The organism is Nocardioides oceani (assembly GCF_030412965.1).
Taxonomy (GTDB): Bacteria; Actinomycetota; Actinomycetes; order Propionibacteriales; family Nocardioidaceae; genus Nocardioides; species Nocardioides oceani.
Map to the genome: position 1 here is coordinate 74,119 of NZ_JAUHJQ010000002.1, position 20,223 is coordinate 94,341.

Here is a 20,223-nt window from a genome sequence, read left to right on the forward strand (position 1 = left end):
GACGCGTGTGGAGCGACCACGAGGTCGCTGGACACCCGCCAGGAGCCGCTCAGCGCAGCGAGATCCAGATGAACAGCTGGGTGACGAGGAAGCCGGTCACGTAGTTCAGCCACAGGAACCGCCGCCAGCCCGCGTTGGCACCCTCGCAGGTGGCGTCGGTGACCCGGACGAACGGCGCGACGTTGGCGACGTAGGGCAGGACGAGCGCCGCGGCGAGGGTGCCCGGCCAGGGGAGGGCGAGCAGGACGAGCCCGGCGGCGACGTACGCCCCGAGCGCGAACCAGACCGTCCCGCGGGCGCCGATGACGGTGCCCACCGAGGCGATGCCGCCGGCCCGGTCGGCGACGACGTCCTGGACGGCGCCGAAGGCGTGCGAGCCGATGCCCCACAGGAAGAAGCCGAGGACCGCCGCGACCGTGGTCGTGTCCGCGGGCGCGTCGGCCAGCGCGAGGCCGAGGACCGCCGGGCTGACGAAGTGGGTGCTGGAGGTCAGCGAGTCGAGGAACGGCCGCTCCTTGAAGCGCAGCACCGGGGCGGAGTACGCCACCACCGCGAACACGCTCACCGCGAGCACCAGCCGGGAGGCGCCGTCACCGACGGCCACCAGGTAGGCCACGAACGGGAGGTTCGTGGCGATGGCGAGCCCGATCGTCAGCCGGTGCACCGACTGGTCGAGCACGACGCCCTCGACGCCGCCCTTGCGCGGGTTGCGGATGTCGGACTCGTAGTCGAAGACGTCGTTCACGCCGTACATCAGCAGGTTGTACGGCACGAGGAACCACAGGGTGCCGAGCACGAGGAGGGTGTCGACGTCCCCGCCGGCGAGGAGGTACGCCGCGGCGAAGGGGTAGGCGGTGTTGACCCAGGAGAGCGGACGCGAGGACCCGAGCACCTGGCCCAGGAGCGGGATCGGTCCTCGGCGCGGTGCGCGGCGGCCGGCGGGCGCGGTGGCGGTCACGGTCACCGATCCTCCTCCTCGGACAGCAGCAGCCACAGGGCGGGCAGCGCGAGCACGGCGGCGAGCGGCCAGGCGAGGTCCTCGACGGGCGCCTTCCACAGCAGGAACGCCGGCTCGGCGCCCTCGCCGTAGCGGAAGAGGTCGGCGAGGATCATCAGGCTGTCGAAGACCACGGTCAGCACGAACAGCGCGGCGGCGGTCAGCGCGGTCGCGGCCCACCAGGCGCGGCCGGGACGGCGGAGCGCGGCCGCGACCACGAGCACCGCGGCGGAGAGGACGAGGAAGATCCCCGCGAGGCCGGCGTAGGTCATGCCTCGCTCCGCACGCGCGGCGCCAGCAGGAGCCGGAACAGCTGGTGCAACACCATCGTGAGGTAGCAGAGGAACACGATGAAGAACAGCTCCTCCAGCGGCAGCTCGGGGGCCAGCTCGATGCCGGTCATCGCGTCGGACTCGCCGCGGTGGTACATGTCCGCGCCGATCGCGATGAGGTCCCAGACGAGGAACAGCACGGTCCCGGCCGCCACGACCGCCAGCGCGCGGCGCGCGGAGCCCGCCCGGAAGAGGAACAGGCGCCAGCGCCGGTCCACCAGCCCCATGCAGACGGTGGGCACGAGGATCGACAGCAGGTAGAGCGCGCTCACGCGTGCGGCTCCGGGGCGGGCTCCGGGGAGGGGCCGGTCGAGCGGTCCTCGCGCAGCCGCTTGAGGACGAGCTCGGCGGAGATCAGGCACATCGGCAGACCGATGCCGGGGCGCGTGGCGTAGCCGGCGTAGAAGAGCCCGTCGACCTTGCGCGAGACGTTCCCGGCGCGGAAGAAGGCGCTCTGCTTGAGCACGTGGCCGGGCCCGAGCGCGCCGCCCTGCCAGGAGTTGAGGCCGTCCTCGAAGTCGGCCGGGCCGATGGTCCGGCGCACCTCGACCCGGGCCGCCAGGTCCGGCACCCCGGCCCAGGTCGCGACCTGGTCGATCGCGGCGTCGACGGCCTTCTCGACGGCCGGGTCGCCGGCACCGTCGACACCTCCGTGCCCGATCGCGGGGTCCGCGGGCACCGGGATCAGCACGAACAGGTTCTCCTTGCCCGCGGGGGCGACGGTGTCGTCGGTCGCGCTGGGCCGGCAGACGTAGATCGAGGCCGGGTCGGGCACCCGCCGGGCGCGGCCGAAGATGTCGTCGAAGTTCGCCCGCCAGTCGCTGGTGAAGAACAGCGAGTGGTGCGCCAGCTCGGGCAGCCCGCCGTCGACGCCGAGCAGCGCGAGCACCGCGCCGGGACCGGCGTCGCGCTTGCGCCACCACGACTCCGGGTAGGTCTGCAGCGGCCGCGGCAGCAGCCGGGTCTCGAGGTGGTGCAGGTCGGCGGCGCCGACCACCACGTCGGCGTCGAGCTGCTCGCGGGTGCCGTCGGCGGCGACGTACGCCACCCCGGTCGCGACCGCGCGGCCCCGCGCGGCCGGCCTGGTGCGGATCTCCTCGACCGTGCAGCCGGTGCGGATCCGCACGCCGTGCTGCTCGGCCGTCCGTGCGACGGCCTCGATCAGCGTGGTGAAGCCGCCGCGCGGGTAGAGCACGCCGTCGGCGAGGTCCATCCAGCTCATCAGGTGGTACATGCTCGGCGCCCGCTCCGGCGAGGTGCCGAGGAAGACCGCGGGGTAGCCCAGCACCTGCCGCAGCCGGGGGTCCTCGAAGCGCGCGGCGACGTGGCTCTCCAGCGAGCGGGTGAGCAGGCCGGACAGGCGCGGTCCGTTGCGCAGAATGTTCGCGCTCAGCAGCGAGGCGGAGGACTCGAAGCTGGTGTAGAGGAACTGCTGCACGGCGAGGTCGTAGACGTGCCGGGCGGAGTCGAGGTACGCCGCCAGCGCGTCGCCCGCGCCGGGCTGCACCGACTCGAAGAGGGCGATGTTGGCGTCCCGGTCCGCGGCGATGTCGAGGTGCTCGTCGCGGCCCTCGAAGAAGACCCGGTAGCCCGGGTCGAGCCGGACCAGGTCGAGCTGCTCGGCCGCGGTCGTGCCGAGCATCGCGAAGAAGTGCTCGAAGACCTCGGGCATGAGGTACCAGGACGGGCCGGTGTCGAAGCGGAAGCCGTCGGCCTCCCACGAGCCGGCGCGCCCTCCGACCTCGTCGCGCTGCTCGAGCAGGTCCACCGACCAGCCGTCGGCCGCCAGCAGCGCGGCGGTGGCCAGGCCGGTGATGCCGCCGCCGATGACGACGGCCGTCCCGGGGTCCCTCATCGGGTGCCCCGCACGAGGGTCCGGGCGACGACGCGCGCCTTGGCCGGCCCGGGCACCCGCACCCGCTCGGTCCGGATCCGCTCGGCCGGGGTGGCGCTCAGCCGCGCGCAGAGCTCGGCGAAGAGCCCGTGGGCGAGGGCGACCGCGCTGCGGCAGCCGGCCGGCAGCTGGCGGATCGCCTCGGCGGCGGCGTCGAGGTCGGCCTCGATGTCGGCGAGGATCAGGTCGCGGGCGCGGTCGTCGAGGCGCGCCGGGTCCAGGCCCGGGAAGTAGTGGCGTCCCAGCTGCCCGTCGTCGGCCGCGAGGTCGCGCAGGAAGTTGACCTTCTGGAAGGCCGCGCCGAGCCGGCGGGCCCCCGGGGCGAGGCGGTCGTACGTCGCGTGGCCACCCGGCTCGTCGGCGAGGAACGCGCGCAGGCACATCAGCCCCACCACCTCGGCCGAGCCGTACACGTAGCGCGCGAACGATTCGGCGTCGTGCTCGACCCGGAACAGGTCGGTGCGCATCGAGGCGAAGAACGGGTCCACCAGCGACCGGTCGATGCCGCACGCGCGGGCGGAGCGGCCGAAGGCGTGGACGACGAGGTTGGCGCTGTGCCCGGTGGCCATCGCCGCGTGGACGTCGGCCTCGAGGGCGTCGAGGACGCGCGCCTGGTGGGCGCGGGTGCCGTCGGGCCGGGGGGCGTCGACGACCTCGTCGGCCACCCGGACCATCGCGTAGACGTTGCGGACGTGGGTGCGGACCGGCTCGGCGAGCAGCCGCGTGGCCAGGCCGAAGGACGAGGAGTAGCGCTTGATGACGACCGCGGCGGCGGCTTCCGCGACCCGGTCGTAGTCGTCGGCGGGGCTGCCCGGCGTCGCGCCGCCCCGTCGGCCGGCCCACGCGGGCCGGCCCTGCGACTGCTCCTCGGAGCCTCCCGGCGTGCGCTCCATCGCGGTCATGCTGCTCCTCGGGTCAGGGTCTGGGACATGTCGCCCACCCAGGCGACCAGCTCCGCGGGCAGGCCCAGCTCGGCGGTCTGCGCGGTGGCGGCGGCGACGTAGCCGGCGGCGAGCTCCTCGACGAACGCCCGGGAACCGCCGGCCTCGAGCGCCCGGCGGACCTCGGCCGCACCGGCGGGCCCGAGGTGGGGGTCGCCGAGGTGTCGTCGGACCACCGGCCACGCCGACGTCGTCCGGGCATGGACGACCAGCGGCGTGCGCTTGCCCTCGCGCAGGTCGCCGAGCGCGGACTTCCCGGTGCGGGCCGGGTCGCCGAAGACGCCCTGCACGTCGTCGAGCAGCTGGTAGGCCAGGCCGAGCTGGCGACCGACCCGGCCCAGGCCCAGGACGACCGACTCCTCGGCGTCGGCCAGCACGGCGCCGTACTGCAGGGGGAGCTCGAAGGAGTAGACGGCCGTCTTGTGCTCCTCCATCGTCAGCACGTCGGCCAGCGACGGCTCGGCGAGGCCCATCGAGAACCGGACGTCGGCCAGCTCGCCGGCGGCGGAGATGCGCAGCGCGGCGTCCAGCAGGTCGAGCAGCCGCGCGACGGTGGCAGGAGGAGCCGGTGCCGTCGCGACCGCGCGGACGGCCGCGGCGAGCGCGAGGTCGCCGGTGAGCACGGCGCCGGCCAGGGCGTAGGCGTCCGCGGCCGCCGGCGAGGCGCCCGCGCGCTGCGCGTGCGCGCGGAAGGTGCCCGGAGCGCTCGGCCGGCCGCGGCGGGTGTCGTCGCCGTCGATGACGTCGTCGTGGACCACGAACGCGGTGTGCAGCAGCTCCAGCGCGGCGCCGACGGCTGGTACGGCGTCGGCTCGGCGGCCGCCCAGGAGCCGGTGCACCGACTCCACCAGGTGCGGGCGGAAGCGCTTGCCGCCGGTCGTCGCGTCCGCGAGCGCGCGGGTGAGGGCGGACTCGTCCGGCCCCGCCGTCGCGCCGGCGGGGGACCCCAGCTGCTCGTCGAGCTCGCGCGCGACCCAGTCGCCGCTCACGCCGGTCGCCCCGGTCATGCCGTCGCCCCGGTCGGCGCTGCGAACCAGTCGGCGGCCTCGAGCTCGGCAGCCTGCTCGCGCAGCCACGGGCTCAGCGCCCACGGCGCCGCGTCGAGCGCCGCGCGGACCCGGTCGAGCGGGAGCCACACGCTCTCCTCGACCTCGTCGGGGTGGTGCCGGGGCGTGCCGTCGGTGCGGGCGACGTAGACGGGGCACAGCTCGTTCTCGACGATGCCGCCCGGGTCGACCGCGCGGTAGCGGAACCGCGGCAGCACACAGCGCACGTCGGTGACCTGCAGGCCCAGCTCGTGGCCGGCGTACCGGTGGACCGCGGCGACCGGGTCCTCCTCCGGGCGCGGGTGGCCGCAGAAGGAGTTGGTCCACACGCCGGGCCAGGTGCGCTTGGTGACCGCGCGACGGGTGAGCAGCAGGCGGTCGTCGTCGTCCAGCACGTAGCAGGAGAACGCCAGGTGCAGCGGTGTGTCGGTCGTGTGGACGCTCGCCCGCGGGGCGGTCCCGCACGGGCGGCCGTCCTCGTCGAGCAGCACGACGAGATCAGGGGTCGCGGACACCGTCACCGTCCTCCCTGGTCGTGCAGCTGGTGGAGCTGCGGTGCTGCATGCCCGTGGTCCGGGCACCCTCCGGTGCGAGCCCCCGTTACCCGACGCCCTCGCGGCTCATGCGTTCGGGTGAGGCGGCTCCCGGGGTGTTCGGAGCCGTCGCGATAACGGTTGGGTCACTGTCGGGGGCGGCCCCTAGGGTCGATGACGATGTCAACGATCCCCGTCTCGGACCCGCCTGCCGGGGTGCACTCCCTCTGGCGGTTGCGGGGGTACCTCCGGCCCTACGTGCCCGCCCTCGTCGTCATGGCCGCGGCCGCCGTCGGCGCGGTCGCGCTCTCGATCGCCATCCCGCTGGTGACCCGCGCGCTGATCGACGGGCCGATCACCGACCGCGACGTCTCGGGGGTGCTGCCGCTGGGCCTGCTGGCCCTCGCGCTCGGCGTCCTCGAGGCCGTGCTGGTCTGGGTCCGCCGCTGGGTGCAGTCCAACGCCGTGCTCGGCCTCGAGACCGACCTGCGCCGCGACCTCTACGCGCGGTTGCAGGAGCTCTCGATGGGCTTCCACTCGCACTGGCAGTCCGGCCAGCTGCTCTCCCGGGCGACGACCGACCTGAGCGCGATCCGGCGCTTCAGCGGGTTCGGGCTGCTGTTCCTCGTCATCAACATCCTGCAGCTGACCGTCGTGACCATCGTCCTGCTGACGATGTACTGGCCGCTGGGCCTGGTCGTGGCGCTCGCCGCGGTGCCGATCATCTGGCTCTCGATGCGCTTCGAGAAGGCCTACGTCGTGGTCTCCCGCCGCGTGCAGGACGAGCAGGGCGACCTCGCGACGCACGCCGAGGAGGGCGCGGTCGGCATCCGGGTGATCAAGTCCTTCGGCCGCTCCGAGCACGTCTCCCGGCGCTACGAGGAGGCCGCGCGGCGGCTGCAGGCCACGAGCATGGACAAGGTCCGGCTCTCCGCCCGGTTCTGGACGTTCCTGGAGGTCATCCCCAACCTCGCGGTCGTGGTGGTGCTCCTGCTCGGCGCCATCGGCGTCGGCCGCGGCGCGCTCACCCCCGGCGAGCTCGTCGCGTTCATCACCCTGCTGCTCTCCCTGGTCTGGCCGGTCTCCTCGCTCGGCGTCATCCTCGCGATGGCGCAGGAGGCGATGACCGCCGCGGCCCGGATCCTCGAGATCTTCGACACCGAGCCCGACATCGTCGGCGGCACCCGCACCATCGCCGAGCCGCGCGGCCACCTGCGCTTCGAGCGCGTGGACTTCGCCTTCCCCGACGCCCCGGACGAGCCCGTCCTCCGCGGCGTCGACCTGGACCTGCGGCCCGGTGAGACGGTCGCCGTGGTCGGCGCGACCGGGGCCGGCAAGACCGCGCTCACCGCGCTGGTGCCGCGCCTGCACGACGTCACCGCCGGCCGCGTCACGCTCGACGGCGTCGACGTGCGCGAGCTCGACCTGGGCCACCTGCGACGGCTGGTCGCGACGGCCTTCGAGGAGCCGACGCTGTTCTCGATGAGCGCGCGGGAGAACGTCACGCTGGGCCGGGCCGACGCCAGCGACGAGGACGTCGAGTCCGCGCTGCAGGTCGCGCAAGCCGGCTTCGTGCACGACCTGCCCTGGGGGCTCGACACCCGGATCGGCGAGCAGGGGATGGCGCTGTCCGGTGGCCAGCGGCAGCGGCTGGCGCTCGCCCGCGCCGTGCTGGTCCGCCCCGAGGTGCTCGTCCTCGACGACACCCTCTCCGCCCTGGACGTGCACACCGAGAAGCTCGTCGAGCAGGCGCTGGCCTCCGTGCTCGGGTCGACGACCGCGCTGGTGGTCGCCCACCGCGCCTCGACGGTCATGCTGGCCGACAAGGTGGCGCTGCTGCAGGGCGGCACGATCACCCACGTCGGGCAGCACCGCGAGCTGCTCGAGACCGTGCCGGCGTACCGCGAGCTGCTCGCCGCGGACGCCGACCCCGCCGAGGTCCCGGGCGTGGTCGCGTGAGCGCGCAGAGCCCCGAGAGCCCCCAGAGCCCCCAGAGCCCCCAGAGCCCCCAGAGCCCCGAGCGCTCCTCGTGGCGCGGCGTCGCCGAGGTCGACGACGTCGAGGCCCGCGAGCGGGAGCTGGCCGGGCGGCTCGGCAGCGGTTCGCGCCGGCTGCTCGGCGAGCTGCTGCGGCCGTACAAGCGGGCGGTCCAGCTGCTCGTCCTCGTCGTGGTCGTCGAGAACGCCGCCCGGCTCTCGATCCCGTACCTCGTCAAGGAGGGCATCGACACCGGCATCGCGCCGATCCGCCGCGACGACGACCTGGTGCCGCTGCTGACGATCGTCGGCATCATGCTGGTCGCCACGCTGACCCAGGCGGTCGCCCGGCAGGTGTTCCTCGTCCGGTCCGGCCGGATCGGCCAGGACCTCCTCCTCGAGGTGCGCCGTCGCGTCTTCCGCCACTTCCAGGCGCTGAGCCCGGCCTTCCACGACGACTACACGTCCGGCCGGGTGATCTCCCGGCAGACCTCCGACGTCGACGCGATCTACGAGATGCTCGAGACCGGCTTCGACGGGCTGGTCACCGCCGCGCTCACCCTCATCGGCACCGCCGGCCTGCTGCTCTTCCTCGACGTCGAGCTCGGCCTGGTCGCCCTGCTGTGCGGGCCGTTCCTCGCGTGGCTGACCAACTGGTTCCGCAAGGCGTCCGCGGACAGCTACCGCCGGACCCGCGAGAAGGTCGCGCTGGTCATCGTCCACTTCGTGGAGTCCATGGGCGGCATCCGTGCCGTGCAGGCGTTCCGCCGGGAGCCGCGCAACCAGGAGATCTTCGACGACGTCAACGACCAGTACCGCGCCGCGAACCTCCACGCCTTCCGGCTGGTCGCCTGGTTCATGCCGGGCATCCGCCTGATCGGCAACGTCACCATCGGGGTCGTGCTGCTCTACGGCGGCTACCTCGCCTTCCACGGCGACGTCACCGTCGGCGTGCTGGCCGCGTTCCTGCTCTACCTGCGGGCGTTCTTCGAGCCGATGATGGAGATCTCGCAGTTCTACAACACCTTCCAGTCCGCCTCGGCCGCGCTGGAGAAGCTCGCCGGCGTGCTGGACGAGGAGCCGGGGGTGCCGGAGCCGACCGACCCCGTCCCGGTCCGCGAGGCACGCGGTGAGGTGCGCTTCGACCACGTGGTCTTCGAGTACGCACCGGGCCGGCCGGTCCTGCCCGACCTCGACCTCGTCGTTCCCGCCGGGCAGACGCTGGCGCTGGTCGGCACCACCGGCGCCGGGAAGACGACGCTCGCCAAACTCGCGACCCGGTTCTACGACCCCGTCGCGGGCCGCGTCCTCCTCGACGGCACCGACGTGCGCCGGCTGTCCTCGGCGGACCTGCGCGAGCACGTCGTGATGGTCACCCAGGAGAACTACCTGTTCTCCGGGACGATCGCCGACAACATCCGGTTCGGGAAGCCGGACGCGACGATGGAGGAGGTCGTCGGGGCGACGACGGCGCTGGGGGCGCACGACTTCATCGCGGCGCTGCCCGACGGCTACGAGACCGACGTCGCCAACCGCGGCGGGCGGCTGAGCGCCGGCCAGCGGCAGCTGGTCGCCTTCGCCCGCGCGTTCCTCGCCGACCCGGCGGTGCTGATCCTCGACGAGGCCACCTCGTCGCTCGACATCCCCTCCGAGCGGATGGTGCAACGGGCGCTGCGGACGGTGCTCGCGGGGCGGACGGCGGTGATCATCGCCCACCGGCTCTCGACGGTGGAGATCGCCGACCGGGTCATCGTCATGGAGCACGGCCGGATCGTCGAGGACGGCTCACCCGCGGAGCTGGTGGCCGGCGGGGAGGGCCGCTACAGCGACCTGCACGACGCGTGGCTGGCCTCGCTGGCCTGAGCCGTAGGGTGCCCGCGTGAACCCAGCGCCCCGCGTGACCGACCTGACGAGTGCCGGTGTGGCCGAGACCGTGCGCCTGACCACCACGGGGGAGCGGACCGTCCGCGCCGTGGTCGACTCCGCGCTCGCGCGGATCGCCGACCGCGACGGCGGCCTCAACGCGGTCTCCCGGCTCGCAGCCGACCGGGCCCGCACCGACGCCGACCGGCTCGACGCCGCGCGGGCGGCGGGCGAGGTGCCCGGGCCCCTGCACGGCGTACCGGTCGTCATCAAGGAGGAGCTCGCGGTCGAGGGCCTCGTCACGACCTTCGGCGGCGAGGGCAACTCGACGCCGGCCCTGGCGGACGCCGAGGTGGTGCGCCGCCTGCGCGCCGCGGGGGCCGTCGTGGTGGCGACGACGACGATGCCGGAGTTCGGCGCCTGGCCCTACACCGAGTCGTCCTCGCGGGGCTACACCCGCAACCCCTGGGACCGCACGCGTACCCCGGGCGGGTCCAGCGGAGGGACGGCCGCCGCGGTGGCCAGCGGGATGGTGCCCGTAGGCATGGGCGGCGACGGCGGCGGATCGATCCGCATCCCGAGCGCCCACTGCGGCCTGTTCGGGTTGAAGCCGCAGCGCGGACGGGTCACCTCGGCGCCGGGGGACCACCTGTGGTGGGCGCTCGGCACGGCCGGGCCGCTGGCCCGCTCGGTCCTCGACAGTGCACTCGTGTACGACGTCGTCCGCGGCCACACCGACGTGGACCGGTGGCGGGCGGGGGAGACCGGCTCGTTCGCTGCGGCCGCCCGGCGCGAGCCGGGCCGGCTGCGCATCGGCTGGACCACGAAGCCGGTCACCCGCGGCGTCCGGCCCGACCCCCTGCACGTCCGGGCGGTCCAGGACACCGCGCGGCTGCTGACCGGGCTCGGCCACGACGTGCGCGAGGTCGACCCGCTCTACCCCGACCCGACCGCGGCGTTCGTGCCGCAGTTCCTCGGCGGCATCCGCGCCGAGGCCGACACCGTCGAGCACTTCGCCCGGCTCGAGCGGCGCACGCGGCAGACCTACCGGCTCGGCTCGTGGGTCACCCCGCGCGTCCTCGACCGGGCGCTCGCGATGACCGAGACCGTCTCGGCCAAGGCCAACCGGGTCTTCGACGACGTCGACGTCCTGCTGACCCCGGCGGTCGCCCACCGGCCGGCTCCGGTCGGGGTCCTCGACGGGAAGGGGACGGTCCGCTCCGCGCTGGCGGCGATGCCCGCGATCGCGTACGCCGCGCTGTGGAACGTCGCCGGCAACCCGGCCGCCGCGGTCCCGTGCGGCCCCGCCCCCGACGGCCTGCCGGTCGGCGTGCAGCTCGTCGGCCGGACCGACGACGAGCCGACGCTGCTCTCGCTCTCGGCCCAGCTCGAGGCGGCCCGGCCCTGGCCGCTCGTCGCGCCGGCGTACGCGACCGCATGAGCCTGCTCCTGCAGACCCCGCTCGCGGTGGGCCGGCGCGTGCTGCGGCGGCCCAGCCCGCTCACCGGCCGGACGGTGCTCGTCACCGGAGCCAGCTCGGGGATCGGCGAGGCCACGGCGTACGCCGTCGCGGAGCGCGGGGCGCGCGTCCTGCTCGTCGCCCGCCGGGCGGAGGAGCTCGAGCGGGTCCGCGCCCGGATCGGCGAGGCGGCCGCGGCGTACCCCTGCGACCTCACCGACGGCGACGCCGTCGACGCGCTGGTGGCGCGGGTGCTCGCGGAGAACGGCGCCGTCGACTACCTGGTCAACAACGCCGGCCGGTCGATCCGCCGGAGCCTGGCGCTGTCCTACGACCGGTTCCACGACGTGGAGCGGACGATGGCGGTCAACTTCCTCGGCCCGGTGCGGCTGACGATGGGGCTGCTGCCGGCGATGCGCGAGCAGCGGTTCGGCCACGTCGTCAACGTCGTGACCTGGGGCGTGCAGGTGAAGGCGCCGAAGTTCTCCGCCTACATCGCCTCCAAGACCGCGCTCGACACATGGAGCCGGATCGCCGGGCGCGAGACGTTCTTCGAGAACGTCACCTTCACCAACATGCGCTTCTCGCTCGTGCAGACCCCGATGACCGCCCCGACCGAGGCGTACGCCGGCCGCGGCGCCACCCCCGAGCAGGCCGCCGCGAAGGTGGTCCGCGCGCTCGAGGACCGACCGCTCACCGTGGGCACGCTCGCCGGCGCGTTCGGCGAGGTGGTCAACGTCGTCGCCCCCCGCGCCAGCGACGCCCTGCTGGCGACCCTGGACCGCTTCTTCGCCGACTCCGCCGCCGCGCGGGGGCGGTGACCCGCGAGAGGTCGGGCTGCTAGCCGCCGTAGGAGAAGCGGAGGTCGGCGAAGAGCAGGTGGTTGACCCGCCTGCGCAGGTGGCCGACGGTCGCCTCGGGCGGCAGCGGGTGCGGGGTCAGGTGGGTGAATCGCAGCCGGGTGTCCCCGCCCGGTGCCGCGCCGGTCTCGAGCAGGATCCGGTCGTCGGGCCGGTGCGGCCACAGCGTGGACCACACCAGGCCGCGGGGCTCGTCGGCCTCGAGCACCTGCGGCACCACCTCGTCGGCGAGCAGCGCGGGGGCCAGCCAGGGCCGGGCACGGGGTTCGTCGGGCACGGCGAGGGAGCGCCACACCACGTGCGGCGGGGCGGGGAGCTTCCGGGCCCGCGTGCCGATGACCTCCACGACGCCGACCGTAGGCGTTGCCGGGCCCGACGGCGAGCGGTTTGCCGGGCCGGGGTGGTTCAGGCGGCGCGGGCGAGGGCGATGCGCCCGCCGGCGTCGGTCGCCGCTTCCTGGAGGGCGACGCGGGCGTCCTCGAGCGCGGCGGCCGGGCCGGTCTCGCCCACTGCGGCCAGGCCCGCGTGGACGACCACCGCCCGACCGCCGCCGGCGACCGGTCGCGCACCGACGAGGCCGCTCATCCGCCGCCACGCCACCGGCAGGGAGACGGCGGCCAGCACGACGAGCAGGTGGTCGTCGTCGACCTGCACCAGCTGGTCGCGCTCCCGCAGCGCGGCGGAGGCCCGCGTGAGCAGGTCGTCGCCACCGACGCGGGCATCCCCGCTGCGACGCAGCAGGCACAGCGCGTCGCCGGCCCGGACCGGCGCGGAGCACAGCTCGAGCTCCGAGCCGGCGGACCACTGCTCGGCCGGGGCGACGAGCTCCGGGGCCGGTGGCACCAGGGCGGCGAGCAGGTGGGCGAGCTCGGTCAGCGTCGCCCGCTGCAGCGCGACGTGCGCGTCGGTCTGCTCCTCGCCCCCGGCCGGGCCGGCCCCGGCGGCGTACACCTCGAGGGCGACCATCGCCTGCTCCACCAGCCGTTGGGCCCCGGCGACCGATCCCGCCTCGCGGGCTCCCACCACGGCCCGGTGGACCAGGGTCCACGTGGCCAGCAGGGCCGTCGACCGGGGGTCGGCTGCGACGAGGGGGTCCATGGCGGCTCCCGTTTCTGTGAGGGACGAGCTGCCCGGTCATCGGCCCGCGTGGCGCCGGCCTGAGCGGTGCTGCGGGGACGTGACGCAGATAACTCGCCCGCCCGCGCGGTCGCCCTGCGGCCGCCCCGCCGGGCCGGGGCTCAGCTCGCCTTCTTCGCCGCGGCCTTCTTGGTCGTGCTCTTCTTCGTGGTCGAGCCGGTCGCCTTCTTCGCAGCGGTCTTCTTGGCCGGGGTCTTCTTGGCCGGGGCCTTCTTGGCCGGGGCCTTCTTCGCGGACGCCTTCTTCGCCGCCGGCTTCTCGTCGTTGTCGGTGTCGTTGTCGGCGTCGGAGTCGGCGTCGTCGGCGTCGTCGAGGTCGGAGGCGCGCGGTGCCTCGCCGCGGGCCGTCTTCGCCGCGTCGACGGAGCGCTGCAGCGCGGCGAGCAGGTCGACGACCTCGCCGGAGGACTTGGTGGAGGTGGGGGTGCGCTTGACCTCGCCGCCCTCGATCTTGGCCTTGACGAGCGCCTCGACGGCCTCGGCGTAGTCGTCCTCGAACTCCGAGGGGTCGAAGTCGCCGGCCAGGGTCTCGACCAGCATCGTGGCCATCTTGACCTCGGCGTCCTTGACCTCGCCGGTCTCGACGCTGAAGTCGGGGGTGCGCACCTCGTCGGGCCACATCATCGTCTGCAGCACGATCACGTCGTCGCGCACGCGCAGCACCGCGATGGTCGTGCGGTTGCGCAGCGCGACGGTGACCACGGCCATCCGGTCGGCGTCGATCAGCGCCTGGCGCAGCAGGGCGTACGGCTTGGCTCCGGACTTCTCCGGCTCCAGGTAGTAGCTCTTCTCGAAGAGCATCGGGTCGATCTGGTCGGAGGGGACGAACTTCTCGACCGCGATCTCCCGCGAGGACGTCGAGGGCAGCTCGGCCAGGTCGTCCTCGTCGAGGATGACCATCTCGCCGTCCTCGGTCTCGTAGCCCTTGGCGATGTCGGAGTACGCCACCTCCTCGCCGTCGATCGAGCAGACCCGCTGGTACTTGATGCGTCCGCCGTCCTTGGCGTGCACCTGCCGGAAGGACACGTCGTGCGACTCCGTCGCGGCGTACAGCTTGACCGGCACGCTGACCAGCCCGAAGGACACCGCACCCTTCCAGATCGCTCGCATGGGGTAAGGATGACTCCATGCGCCCCATGCTCGCCACCAAGGGCACCTCGGTGCCGGCCGGCGTGGAGTGGGCGCACGAGGTCAAGTGGGACGGCGTGCGGATCCTCGCGGACACCGGTCGCGAGGGGCGGACCCGGCTCACGAGCCGCAACGACAACGACGTGACGCTCGCCTGGCCCGACGTCGCCGAGCCGCCGCTGGGCGCCCGCGACCTGCTCGTCGACGGCGAGATCATCGCCCTCAACGAGCAGGGGCTGCCGGACTTCCGCGTGCTGCAGGACCGGATGCACGTGCGCAAGGCGACCACCGCCGCGCGCCTCGCGGACCGGGTCCCGGCGACGTTCATGGTCTTCGACCTGCTGCGCCTCGACGGCGAGGAGCTCCTCGACCGGCCGCTGCAGGAGCGGCGGGCCCGCCTCGCCGACCTCGGCCTGACCGGCTGGCAGGTCCCCGCGTCGTACGACGACGGCGCGATGCTGCTCGACGCGACCTACCAGCAGGGGCTCGAGGGGATCGTCAGCAAGCGGCTGGCCAGCCGCTACACGCCCGAGGCGCGCTCGCCGCACTGGCTGAAGTTCGCCCACCGGCACCGGCTGTCCTACGTCGTCGGCGGTTGGCGTCCCACCGAGGGCACCACCCGCCTCGGCGCGCTGCTGGTGGGGGAGCCGACGGAGGACGGGCTGAGGTACCGCGGCCGGGTCGGCAGCGGCATCGGCGGCCGGGCGAGCGCCGCGCTGACCGAGGCGCTGGCGCCGTACGCCCGGAGCTCCAGCCCGTTCGCCGACGAGGTGCCGCGGGTCGACGCGCGCGGGACCCGTTGGGTCGAGCCGGTGCTCGTCGTCGACGTGGACACCCACCACACCTCGCGGGCCCAGCGCCTGCGCCAGCCGTCGTACCAGGGGATCCGCACCGACCTCGCCCCGGAGGACCTGTGAGAGCGCTGCTGGCCACCCTCGCCCTGCTCGGCGCGTCGCTGCTGCCGGCCACGCCGGCGCCCGCTGCGCCCGACGCGTCCGCTGCGCGGGTGGAGGCCGCGCCCGGCACCGTCAGGCTCGACGGCGTGCCGGTGCGGCTGCGCGAGGGCACCACCCAGGTGGTCACCGTCAACCGGACCCGCGGCTTCCGTGCCCGCGTGACCTTCTGGGCGCTGACGCGGCGCGGCTGGGTCGAGCGGATGCAGGCGCTCGACGGCCGGGTCGGGTACGGCGGACTGGTGGCAGGCCCGCGGCGGCGGCAGGGCAGCGGCACGACTCCGCTCGGCACCTACCGGCTGCCGTGGGCGTTCGGCACGCACCGCCGCTCCGAGGACTGGGACCTGCGCTACCGGCGGATCCGCCGAGGCGACCACTGGGTGCAGGACAACGCCTCGGCGTACTACAACCGCTACCGCAACCAGGCGCAGGGCGGCTTCCGCTGGCGGCTGCCCAGCGGCCACCCCGACGCCTCGGAGCGCCTGACCGACTACCGGCAGCCCTACGAGTTCTCGGTCGTCGTCGGCTTCAACCGCCGCCAGGTGCGTCACCGCGGGTCGGGGATCTTCCTGCACGTCAACGGGCGCGGCGCGACCGCGGGCTGCGTGAGCGCGCCGCGGTGGTTCCTGGTCCGCGCGATGCGCAAGCTCGACCCGGCGGCCCGTCCGGTCATCGCGATCGGCCGCTGAGCGGCGGGGGAGGGACGGATGGTCGACAAGCAGGAGGTCGCGGTCGAGGTCGACGGCCGGCGGCTGCGGATCAGCAGCCTGGACAAGGTGCTCTACCCGGCGACGGGCACGACCAAGGGCGAGGTCCTGCACTACTACGCCCAGGTGGCGCCGGTGATGCTGCCGCACCTCGCCGACCGTGCCGTGACCCGGATCCGCTGGCCGCACGGGGTCCAGGACGGCAGCTTCTACGAGAAGAACGTACCGGCCGGCGCTCCCGCGTGGGTCCGCACCGCCACCGTCCCGACCACGGGCAGCCGCGGCAGCTCCCGCAACGGCGACAAGCTCGTCTTCCCGATCGTGGAGGACCTCGCCACGCTCACCTGGCTGGTCAACCTCGCCGCCCTGGAGCTCCACGTCCACCAGTGGACCGTGGGCCGCAACGGCCGGCCCCGCAACGCCGACCGGCTGGTCATCGACCTCGACCCCGGCGAGCCGGCCGGGCTCCACGAGTGCTGCCAGGTGGCGCTGATGGTCCGCGAGGCGCTGGCCGAGCGGGACCTGGACTGCAAGCCGGTCACCAGCGGCAGCAAGGGTCTCCACCTCTACGCCGACCTCCCGCGCCGGATGTCCTCCGACGACTCCACCGCGCTGGCCAAGGAGGTCGCGGAGACGCTTCAGAGGCAGCACCCCACGCTCGTCACCGCGACGATGACCAAGGCCCGCCGCTCGGGGAAGGTGTTCCTCGACTGGTCGCAGAACGCCGGCTCGAAGACCACGATCTCCCCCTATTCCCTGCGCGGGCGCGAGCGGCCCACGGTCGCCACGCCGGTGACCTGGGCCGAGGTGGAGAAGGGCGCGGAGGACGAGGAGGGGCTGCGGCAGTTCCGGTACGACGAGGTGCTCGACCGGATCGCCGACCTCGGCGACTTGTTCGCGGGCGGGTGAGCGCGGGCGGCCACCGCTCCTCGGCGGGCCCGGCCGCGCTTGCGGCGTACCCCGGACGTCGGAGGACCGGGCCTCTATGCTCATCGGCATGGGTCACCGGGTTCTGGTCGTCGAGGACGAGGAGGACATCGCGTTCCCCCTCGTCCGGACGCTGGAGCGCGAGGGGTACGAGGTCGGCTGGGTCGAGACCGGCGAGAAGGCGCTCGCCGAGCTCGACGGCCGCCCCGCCGACGTGGTGATCCTCGACCTCGGCCTGCCCGACGTCGACGGGCTCGAGGTGTGCCGCCGCGCGCGCGAGGCCGGCTTCGACGGCGCGATCATGATCGTCACCGCCCGCGCCGGCGAGCTCGACCGCGTCGTCGGCCTGGACTACGGCGCCGACGACTACCTCTCCAAGCCGTTCGGCCTGGCCGAGCTGCAGGCCCGCGTCCGCGCGCTGCTGCGCCGCACCGCCGGCGCCCGCGAGCCCGCGCCGGTCGACGGTGTCCTGCGCATCGACGTGGCCGCGCGGCGCGTCTACTCCGGCGAGGACGAGGTGCCGCTGACCGGGAAGGAGTTCGACGTCCTCAGCATCCTCGCCGCGAACCGCGACAAGGTCGTCTCCCGCGGCCGGCTGATGGCCGACGTGTGGGACGAGAACTGGTACGGCTCGACCAAGACGCTCGACGTCACCATTGGCCGTCTCCGCCAGAAGCTGGAGAGCCAGGGCGTCTCGGACCGCGTCGTCGCCGTGCGCGGCGTCGGCTTCCGTCTCGAGGGCGCCTCGCCCGACGCCTGAGCGGTCCCCGTCCCTCAGGATGCCGGCGGCTCGGTCGTCAGGAACCCGGTCACCAGCCGGCCCACCTCGTCGGGGCGCTCGAGCTGCAGAAAGTGGCCCGCGCCCTCGACCAGCACCGCGCCGGCGCGCTCGGCGATGCGCGGGTGCAGGCAGCCGTCCTGCGCGCCGTGCAGCGCGAGTGCCGGCACGACCGGGGTCCCGGTCCAGGTGCGGTGCCAGTCGCGGTACGCCGCCTCGACACGCCACGGGCGGGCGGCGGCGCGGTAGTACCCCAGCGCCGCGGACCGGTGGGCCGGCTCGCGCAGGGCGGCCAGCACGTGCTCGAGGTCCTCGTCGGCGGCGTACCCCGGCGACCAGGCGGCCCACAGGTGGCGCACGAGCCGCTCGAGGGTCCGCTCCGGCAGCACCGGCAGCTGGTTGAACACCGTGTACCAGCTCATCCGCGCCTGCCGGGCCAGCACGAACGGGCCGTTGCCGGTCATCGCGCCGAGCGGAGGGACGGCCATCGTGACGACGCGGGAGTACGGCGACGCCGGGTGCGCGCCGAGCGCGTTGGCCGTGATCGCGCCCCAGTCGTGGCCGACGAGCACCGCACGGTCGTCGCCGCCCAGCGCCGCGTGGACGCCGGCCGCGTCGGCCATGAGCGCGGCGACGTGCAGGTCTCCGTCGCGGGGGATCGCGGACGGCGCGTAGCCGCGGGTGTGCGGCGCGACCGCCCGCCAGCCCTGCTCGGCGAGGAGCGGGCCGAGGTGGCGCCAGGTCCAGGCGGTGTCGGGGAACCCGTGCAGCAGCACCGCGAGCGGGCCGTCCGCCGGCCCCCACGCCAGGCACGAGAGCGTGACGGCGGGGAGGGGGACCTCGAGGGTCTCGGGGGTCACGCGCGCCAGGGTAGGGGTCGGCTCAGGGGTGCGGCCAGGGTCGCGTCCGAGCCGTTCCCCGATGCGTCGGGCCCACCGCCGCCGCGAGGCTCGGACCATGATCGAAGTCCGAGCGCTCACCAAGGTCTACGGCGGCTTCCGAGCCGTCGACGACGTCACGTTCACCGCCGAGGCGGGCCGGGTCACCGGCTTCCTCGGCCCCAACGGCGCCGGGAAGTCCACCACCATGCGCGTCATGGTCGGGCTGACCCCGCCGACCAGCGGCACCGCGACCGTCGACGGCCGCCGCTTCTCCGACCTCCCCAACCCCGGCCTCGAGGTGGGCGTGCTGCTCGACGCCTCCGCCCAGCACGCCGGCCGCACCGGCCGCGAGGTCCTCACCCTCGCCCAGGAGACGATGGGCCTGCCGCGGCGGCGCGTCGACGAGATGCTCGAGCTGGTCAGCCTGACCCCGGCCGAGTCCAAGCGGCGCGTCAAGGACTACTCCCTCGGCATGCGCCAGCGGCTCGGCATCGCCACCGCCCTCATCGGCGACCCGCGCGCGCTCGTGCTCGACGAGCCGGCCAACGGCCTCGACCCGGCCGGCATCCGCTGGATGCGGGACCTGCTGCGCGGGTACGCCGACCGCGGCGGCACCGTCCTGCTCTCCAGCCACCTGCTCCACGAGATCGAGGTCGTCGCCGACGACCTCGTCGTCATCGGCCAGGGCCGGATCGTCGCCCAGGGCACGAAGGCCGCGCTGCTCGCGTCGGCCGGCACGCTCGTCCGGGCTCACGCGGTCGACGACCTGGCCCGTGCGCTGACCGGCTCCGGCCTGACGGTCACCGCCGGCGGGTCGGGCGCCCTGCGCGTCGACGCCGACTGCGAGGTGGTCGGCGAGGTCGCCCAGGCCGCCGGCGTACCCCTCCTCGAGCTGCGCGCCGCCGACGGCGCCGGCCTGGAGGAGATGTTCCTCGAGCTCACCGCCGACACCGCCCGTGAAGGAGCCGCAGCATGACCGCCCTGACCGCCGACACCGCCCACCCCGCCGACCCCGCCGGGGTCCGCACCGCCGACCGCCCGGCGCCCGCCCCGATCCCGATGGGCCGGCTCGCGAAGGTCGAGCTGCGCAAGATGTTCGACACCCGGTCCGGCTTCTGGCTGATGGCGAGCATCGTGATCCTCGCCGTGCTGGCGACGGCCGCGACGGTCGTCTTCGCGCCGGACTCGGCGATCACCTACGAGTCGTTCGCCTCGGCGATCGGCTTCCCGATGGCGGTGATCCTGCCGATCATCGCGATCCTGTCGGTCACCGGCGAGTGGAGCCAGCGCAACGGCCTCACCACCTTCACCCTCGTCCCGAGCCGCGGGCGGGTCATCGCGGCCAAGGCCCTCGTCTCGGTCGCCGTGGCGGTCGTGTCGATGGTCGTCGCCGCCGGCGTGGGCGTGCTCGGCAACCTGCTCGGCTCGGCGGTCAACGGCACCGACGCCGTCTGGGACGTCTCTGCGACCGCCCTGGCGCAGATCTTCCTCGCGAACGTCCTCGGCCTGCTCGTCGGCTTCATGCTCGGCGTGGTGATCCGGTCCTCCGCGCCCGCGATCGTCGCCTACTTCGTCTACTCCGCCCTGCTGCCGACCGTCTTCGGGATGCTCGCGGCCTTCCAGGAGTGGTTCGCCGACCTCCAGCCCTGGGTCGACTTCAACTACGCCCAGACCGCTCTGTTCGACGAGACGATGACCGGCGAGCAGTGGGTCCAGCTCGGCGTCACCGGCATCGTGTGGCTCGTCCTCCCCACGGCGTACGGCGTGTGGCGGGTGCTGCGCTCCGAGGTGAAGTGATCCGGTTCCCACGGC

The 20,223-nt window shown here is 74.3% G+C and carries 20 protein-coding genes and 1 pseudogene; 10 read left to right on the forward strand and 11 right to left on the reverse strand.

The window, feature by feature from the left end:
- Window positions 1–49: 49 nt before the first annotated feature.
- From QWY28_RS05840 to idi, 7 genes and pseudogenes are all read right to left on the reverse strand, one after another.
- On the reverse strand, window positions 50–958 hold the full coding sequence (locus QWY28_RS05840; RefSeq protein ID WP_300951381.1) for a prenyltransferase: 909 nt from the start codon (window positions 956–958) through the stop codon (window positions 50–52).
- Between the two features lie 2 nt (window positions 959–960).
- Window positions 961–1,269 (reverse strand): lycopene cyclase domain-containing protein, encoded by a 309-nt coding sequence (locus QWY28_RS05845; protein WP_300951382.1) that lies wholly within the window; start codon window positions 1,267–1,269, stop codon window positions 961–963.
- Window positions 1,270–1,379: 110 nt separating this feature from the next.
- Window positions 1,380–1,556: pseudogene (locus tag QWY28_RS24720) on the reverse strand (hypothetical protein); the annotation flags it as partial.
- A 41-nt stretch (window positions 1,557–1,597) separates the two neighbouring features.
- A complete protein-coding gene (gene crtI, locus QWY28_RS05855) occupies window positions 1,598–3,184 on the reverse strand; it encodes a phytoene desaturase family protein (protein WP_300951384.1) in 1,587 nt (528 codons plus the stop codon).
- Entirely contained in the window at window positions 3,181–4,125 is a 945-nt protein-coding gene (locus QWY28_RS05860) for a phytoene/squalene synthase family protein (RefSeq protein WP_300951385.1), read from the reverse strand. The genes crtI and QWY28_RS05860 overlap by 4 nt, the downstream gene beginning before the upstream one ends.
- Complete coding sequence (locus tag QWY28_RS05865; protein WP_300951386.1) at window positions 4,122–5,171, reverse strand: polyprenyl synthetase family protein; 1,050 nt, start codon at window positions 5,169–5,171, stop codon at window positions 4,122–4,124. Before QWY28_RS05865 ends, QWY28_RS05860 begins: the two co-directional genes overlap by 4 nt.
- The gene (gene idi, locus QWY28_RS05870) at window positions 5,168–5,725 is read right to left on the reverse strand and encodes an isopentenyl-diphosphate Delta-isomerase (RefSeq protein WP_300951387.1); all 558 of its coding nucleotides are present in this window, start codon (window positions 5,723–5,725) and stop codon (window positions 5,168–5,170) included. Before idi ends, QWY28_RS05865 begins: the two co-directional genes overlap by 4 nt.
- Window positions 5,726–5,923: 198 nt before the next feature.
- On the opposite strand from idi, the gene QWY28_RS05875 reads away from it, so the two are divergent.
- Genes QWY28_RS05875 through QWY28_RS05890 form a run of 4 tightly spaced genes read left to right on the forward strand, consistent with a single transcriptional unit; the run spans window position 5,924 to window position 11,862 of the window.
- Complete coding sequence (locus tag QWY28_RS05875) at window positions 5,924–7,702, forward strand: ABC transporter ATP-binding protein (protein WP_300951388.1); 1,779 nt, start codon at window positions 5,924–5,926, stop codon at window positions 7,700–7,702.
- Window positions 7,699–9,582, forward strand: a complete 1,884-nt coding sequence (locus QWY28_RS05880) for an ABC transporter ATP-binding protein (protein WP_300951389.1) — start codon at window positions 7,699–7,701, stop codon at window positions 9,580–9,582. The genes QWY28_RS05875 and QWY28_RS05880 overlap by 4 nt, the downstream gene beginning before the upstream one ends.
- 16 nt (window positions 9,583–9,598) lie before the next feature.
- Complete coding sequence (locus tag QWY28_RS05885; protein WP_300951390.1) at window positions 9,599–11,023, forward strand: amidase; 1,425 nt, start codon at window positions 9,599–9,601, stop codon at window positions 11,021–11,023.
- The gene (locus QWY28_RS05890) at window positions 11,020–11,862 is read left to right on the forward strand and encodes an SDR family NAD(P)-dependent oxidoreductase (RefSeq protein WP_300951391.1); all 843 of its coding nucleotides are present in this window, start codon (window positions 11,020–11,022) and stop codon (window positions 11,860–11,862) included. Before QWY28_RS05885 ends, QWY28_RS05890 begins: the two co-directional genes overlap by 4 nt.
- Before the next feature lie 19 nt (window positions 11,863–11,881).
- Here the strand turns inward: QWY28_RS05890 and QWY28_RS05895 are convergent, their stop codons facing one another.
- The 3 genes from QWY28_RS05895 to ku all read right to left on the reverse strand — a co-directional run bounded on the left by QWY28_RS05895 (window position 11,882) and on the right by ku (window position 14,147).
- On the reverse strand, window positions 11,882–12,247 hold the full coding sequence (locus QWY28_RS05895) for a hypothetical protein (RefSeq protein WP_300951392.1): 366 nt from the start codon (window positions 12,245–12,247) through the stop codon (window positions 11,882–11,884).
- 59 nt (window positions 12,248–12,306) lie between these two features.
- Complete coding sequence (locus QWY28_RS05900) at window positions 12,307–12,999, reverse strand: hypothetical protein (protein WP_300951393.1); 693 nt, start codon at window positions 12,997–12,999, stop codon at window positions 12,307–12,309.
- A 140-nt stretch (window positions 13,000–13,139) separates the two neighbouring features.
- Window positions 13,140–14,147: a non-homologous end joining protein Ku gene (gene ku / locus QWY28_RS05905; RefSeq protein ID WP_300951394.1), complete on the reverse strand. Its 1,008-nt coding sequence runs from the start codon at window positions 14,145–14,147 to the stop codon at window positions 13,140–13,142.
- A 17-nt stretch (window positions 14,148–14,164) separates the two neighbouring features.
- On the opposite strand from ku, the gene ligD (QWY28_RS05910) reads away from it, so the two are divergent.
- The 4 genes from ligD (QWY28_RS05910) to QWY28_RS05925 all read left to right on the forward strand — a co-directional run bounded on the left by ligD (QWY28_RS05910) (window position 14,165) and on the right by QWY28_RS05925 (window position 17,512).
- Window positions 14,165–15,082: a non-homologous end-joining DNA ligase gene (ligD, locus tag QWY28_RS05910; RefSeq protein WP_300951395.1), complete on the forward strand. Its 918-nt coding sequence runs from the start codon at window positions 14,165–14,167 to the stop codon at window positions 15,080–15,082.
- On the forward strand, window positions 15,079–15,807 hold the full coding sequence (locus tag QWY28_RS05915; protein WP_300951396.1) for a L,D-transpeptidase family protein: 729 nt from the start codon (window positions 15,079–15,081) through the stop codon (window positions 15,805–15,807). The genes ligD (QWY28_RS05910) and QWY28_RS05915 overlap by 4 nt, the downstream gene beginning before the upstream one ends.
- An 18-nt stretch (window positions 15,808–15,825) precedes the next feature.
- Window positions 15,826–16,734 carry a non-homologous end-joining DNA ligase gene (ligD, locus tag QWY28_RS05920; protein ID WP_300951397.1) on the forward strand — a complete coding sequence of 303 codons (909 nt, stop codon included), beginning with the start codon at window positions 15,826–15,828 and terminating at the stop codon, window positions 16,732–16,734.
- Window positions 16,735–16,822: 88 nt separating this feature from the next.
- Window positions 16,823–17,512, forward strand: coding sequence for a response regulator transcription factor (locus tag QWY28_RS05925; RefSeq protein WP_300951398.1), 690 nt, complete (start codon window positions 16,823–16,825; stop codon window positions 17,510–17,512).
- 14 nt (window positions 17,513–17,526) lie between these two features.
- On the opposite strand, the gene QWY28_RS05930 is transcribed toward QWY28_RS05925, so the two are convergent.
- Entirely contained in the window at window positions 17,527–18,390 is an 864-nt protein-coding gene (locus QWY28_RS05930) for an alpha/beta fold hydrolase (protein ID WP_300951399.1), read from the reverse strand.
- A 97-nt stretch (window positions 18,391–18,487) separates the two neighbouring features.
- Here QWY28_RS05930 and QWY28_RS05935 point away from each other — a divergent pair, with 97 nt between their 5' ends.
- Both QWY28_RS05935 and QWY28_RS05940 read left to right on the forward strand, forming a co-directional pair.
- Complete coding sequence (locus QWY28_RS05935; RefSeq protein WP_300951400.1) at window positions 18,488–19,387, forward strand: ABC transporter ATP-binding protein; 900 nt, start codon at window positions 18,488–18,490, stop codon at window positions 19,385–19,387.
- Entirely contained in the window at window positions 19,384–20,208 is an 825-nt protein-coding gene (locus tag QWY28_RS05940) for an ABC transporter permease (RefSeq protein ID WP_300951401.1), read from the forward strand. The genes QWY28_RS05935 and QWY28_RS05940 overlap by 4 nt, the downstream gene beginning before the upstream one ends.
- Window positions 20,209–20,223 lie beyond the last annotated feature (15 nt).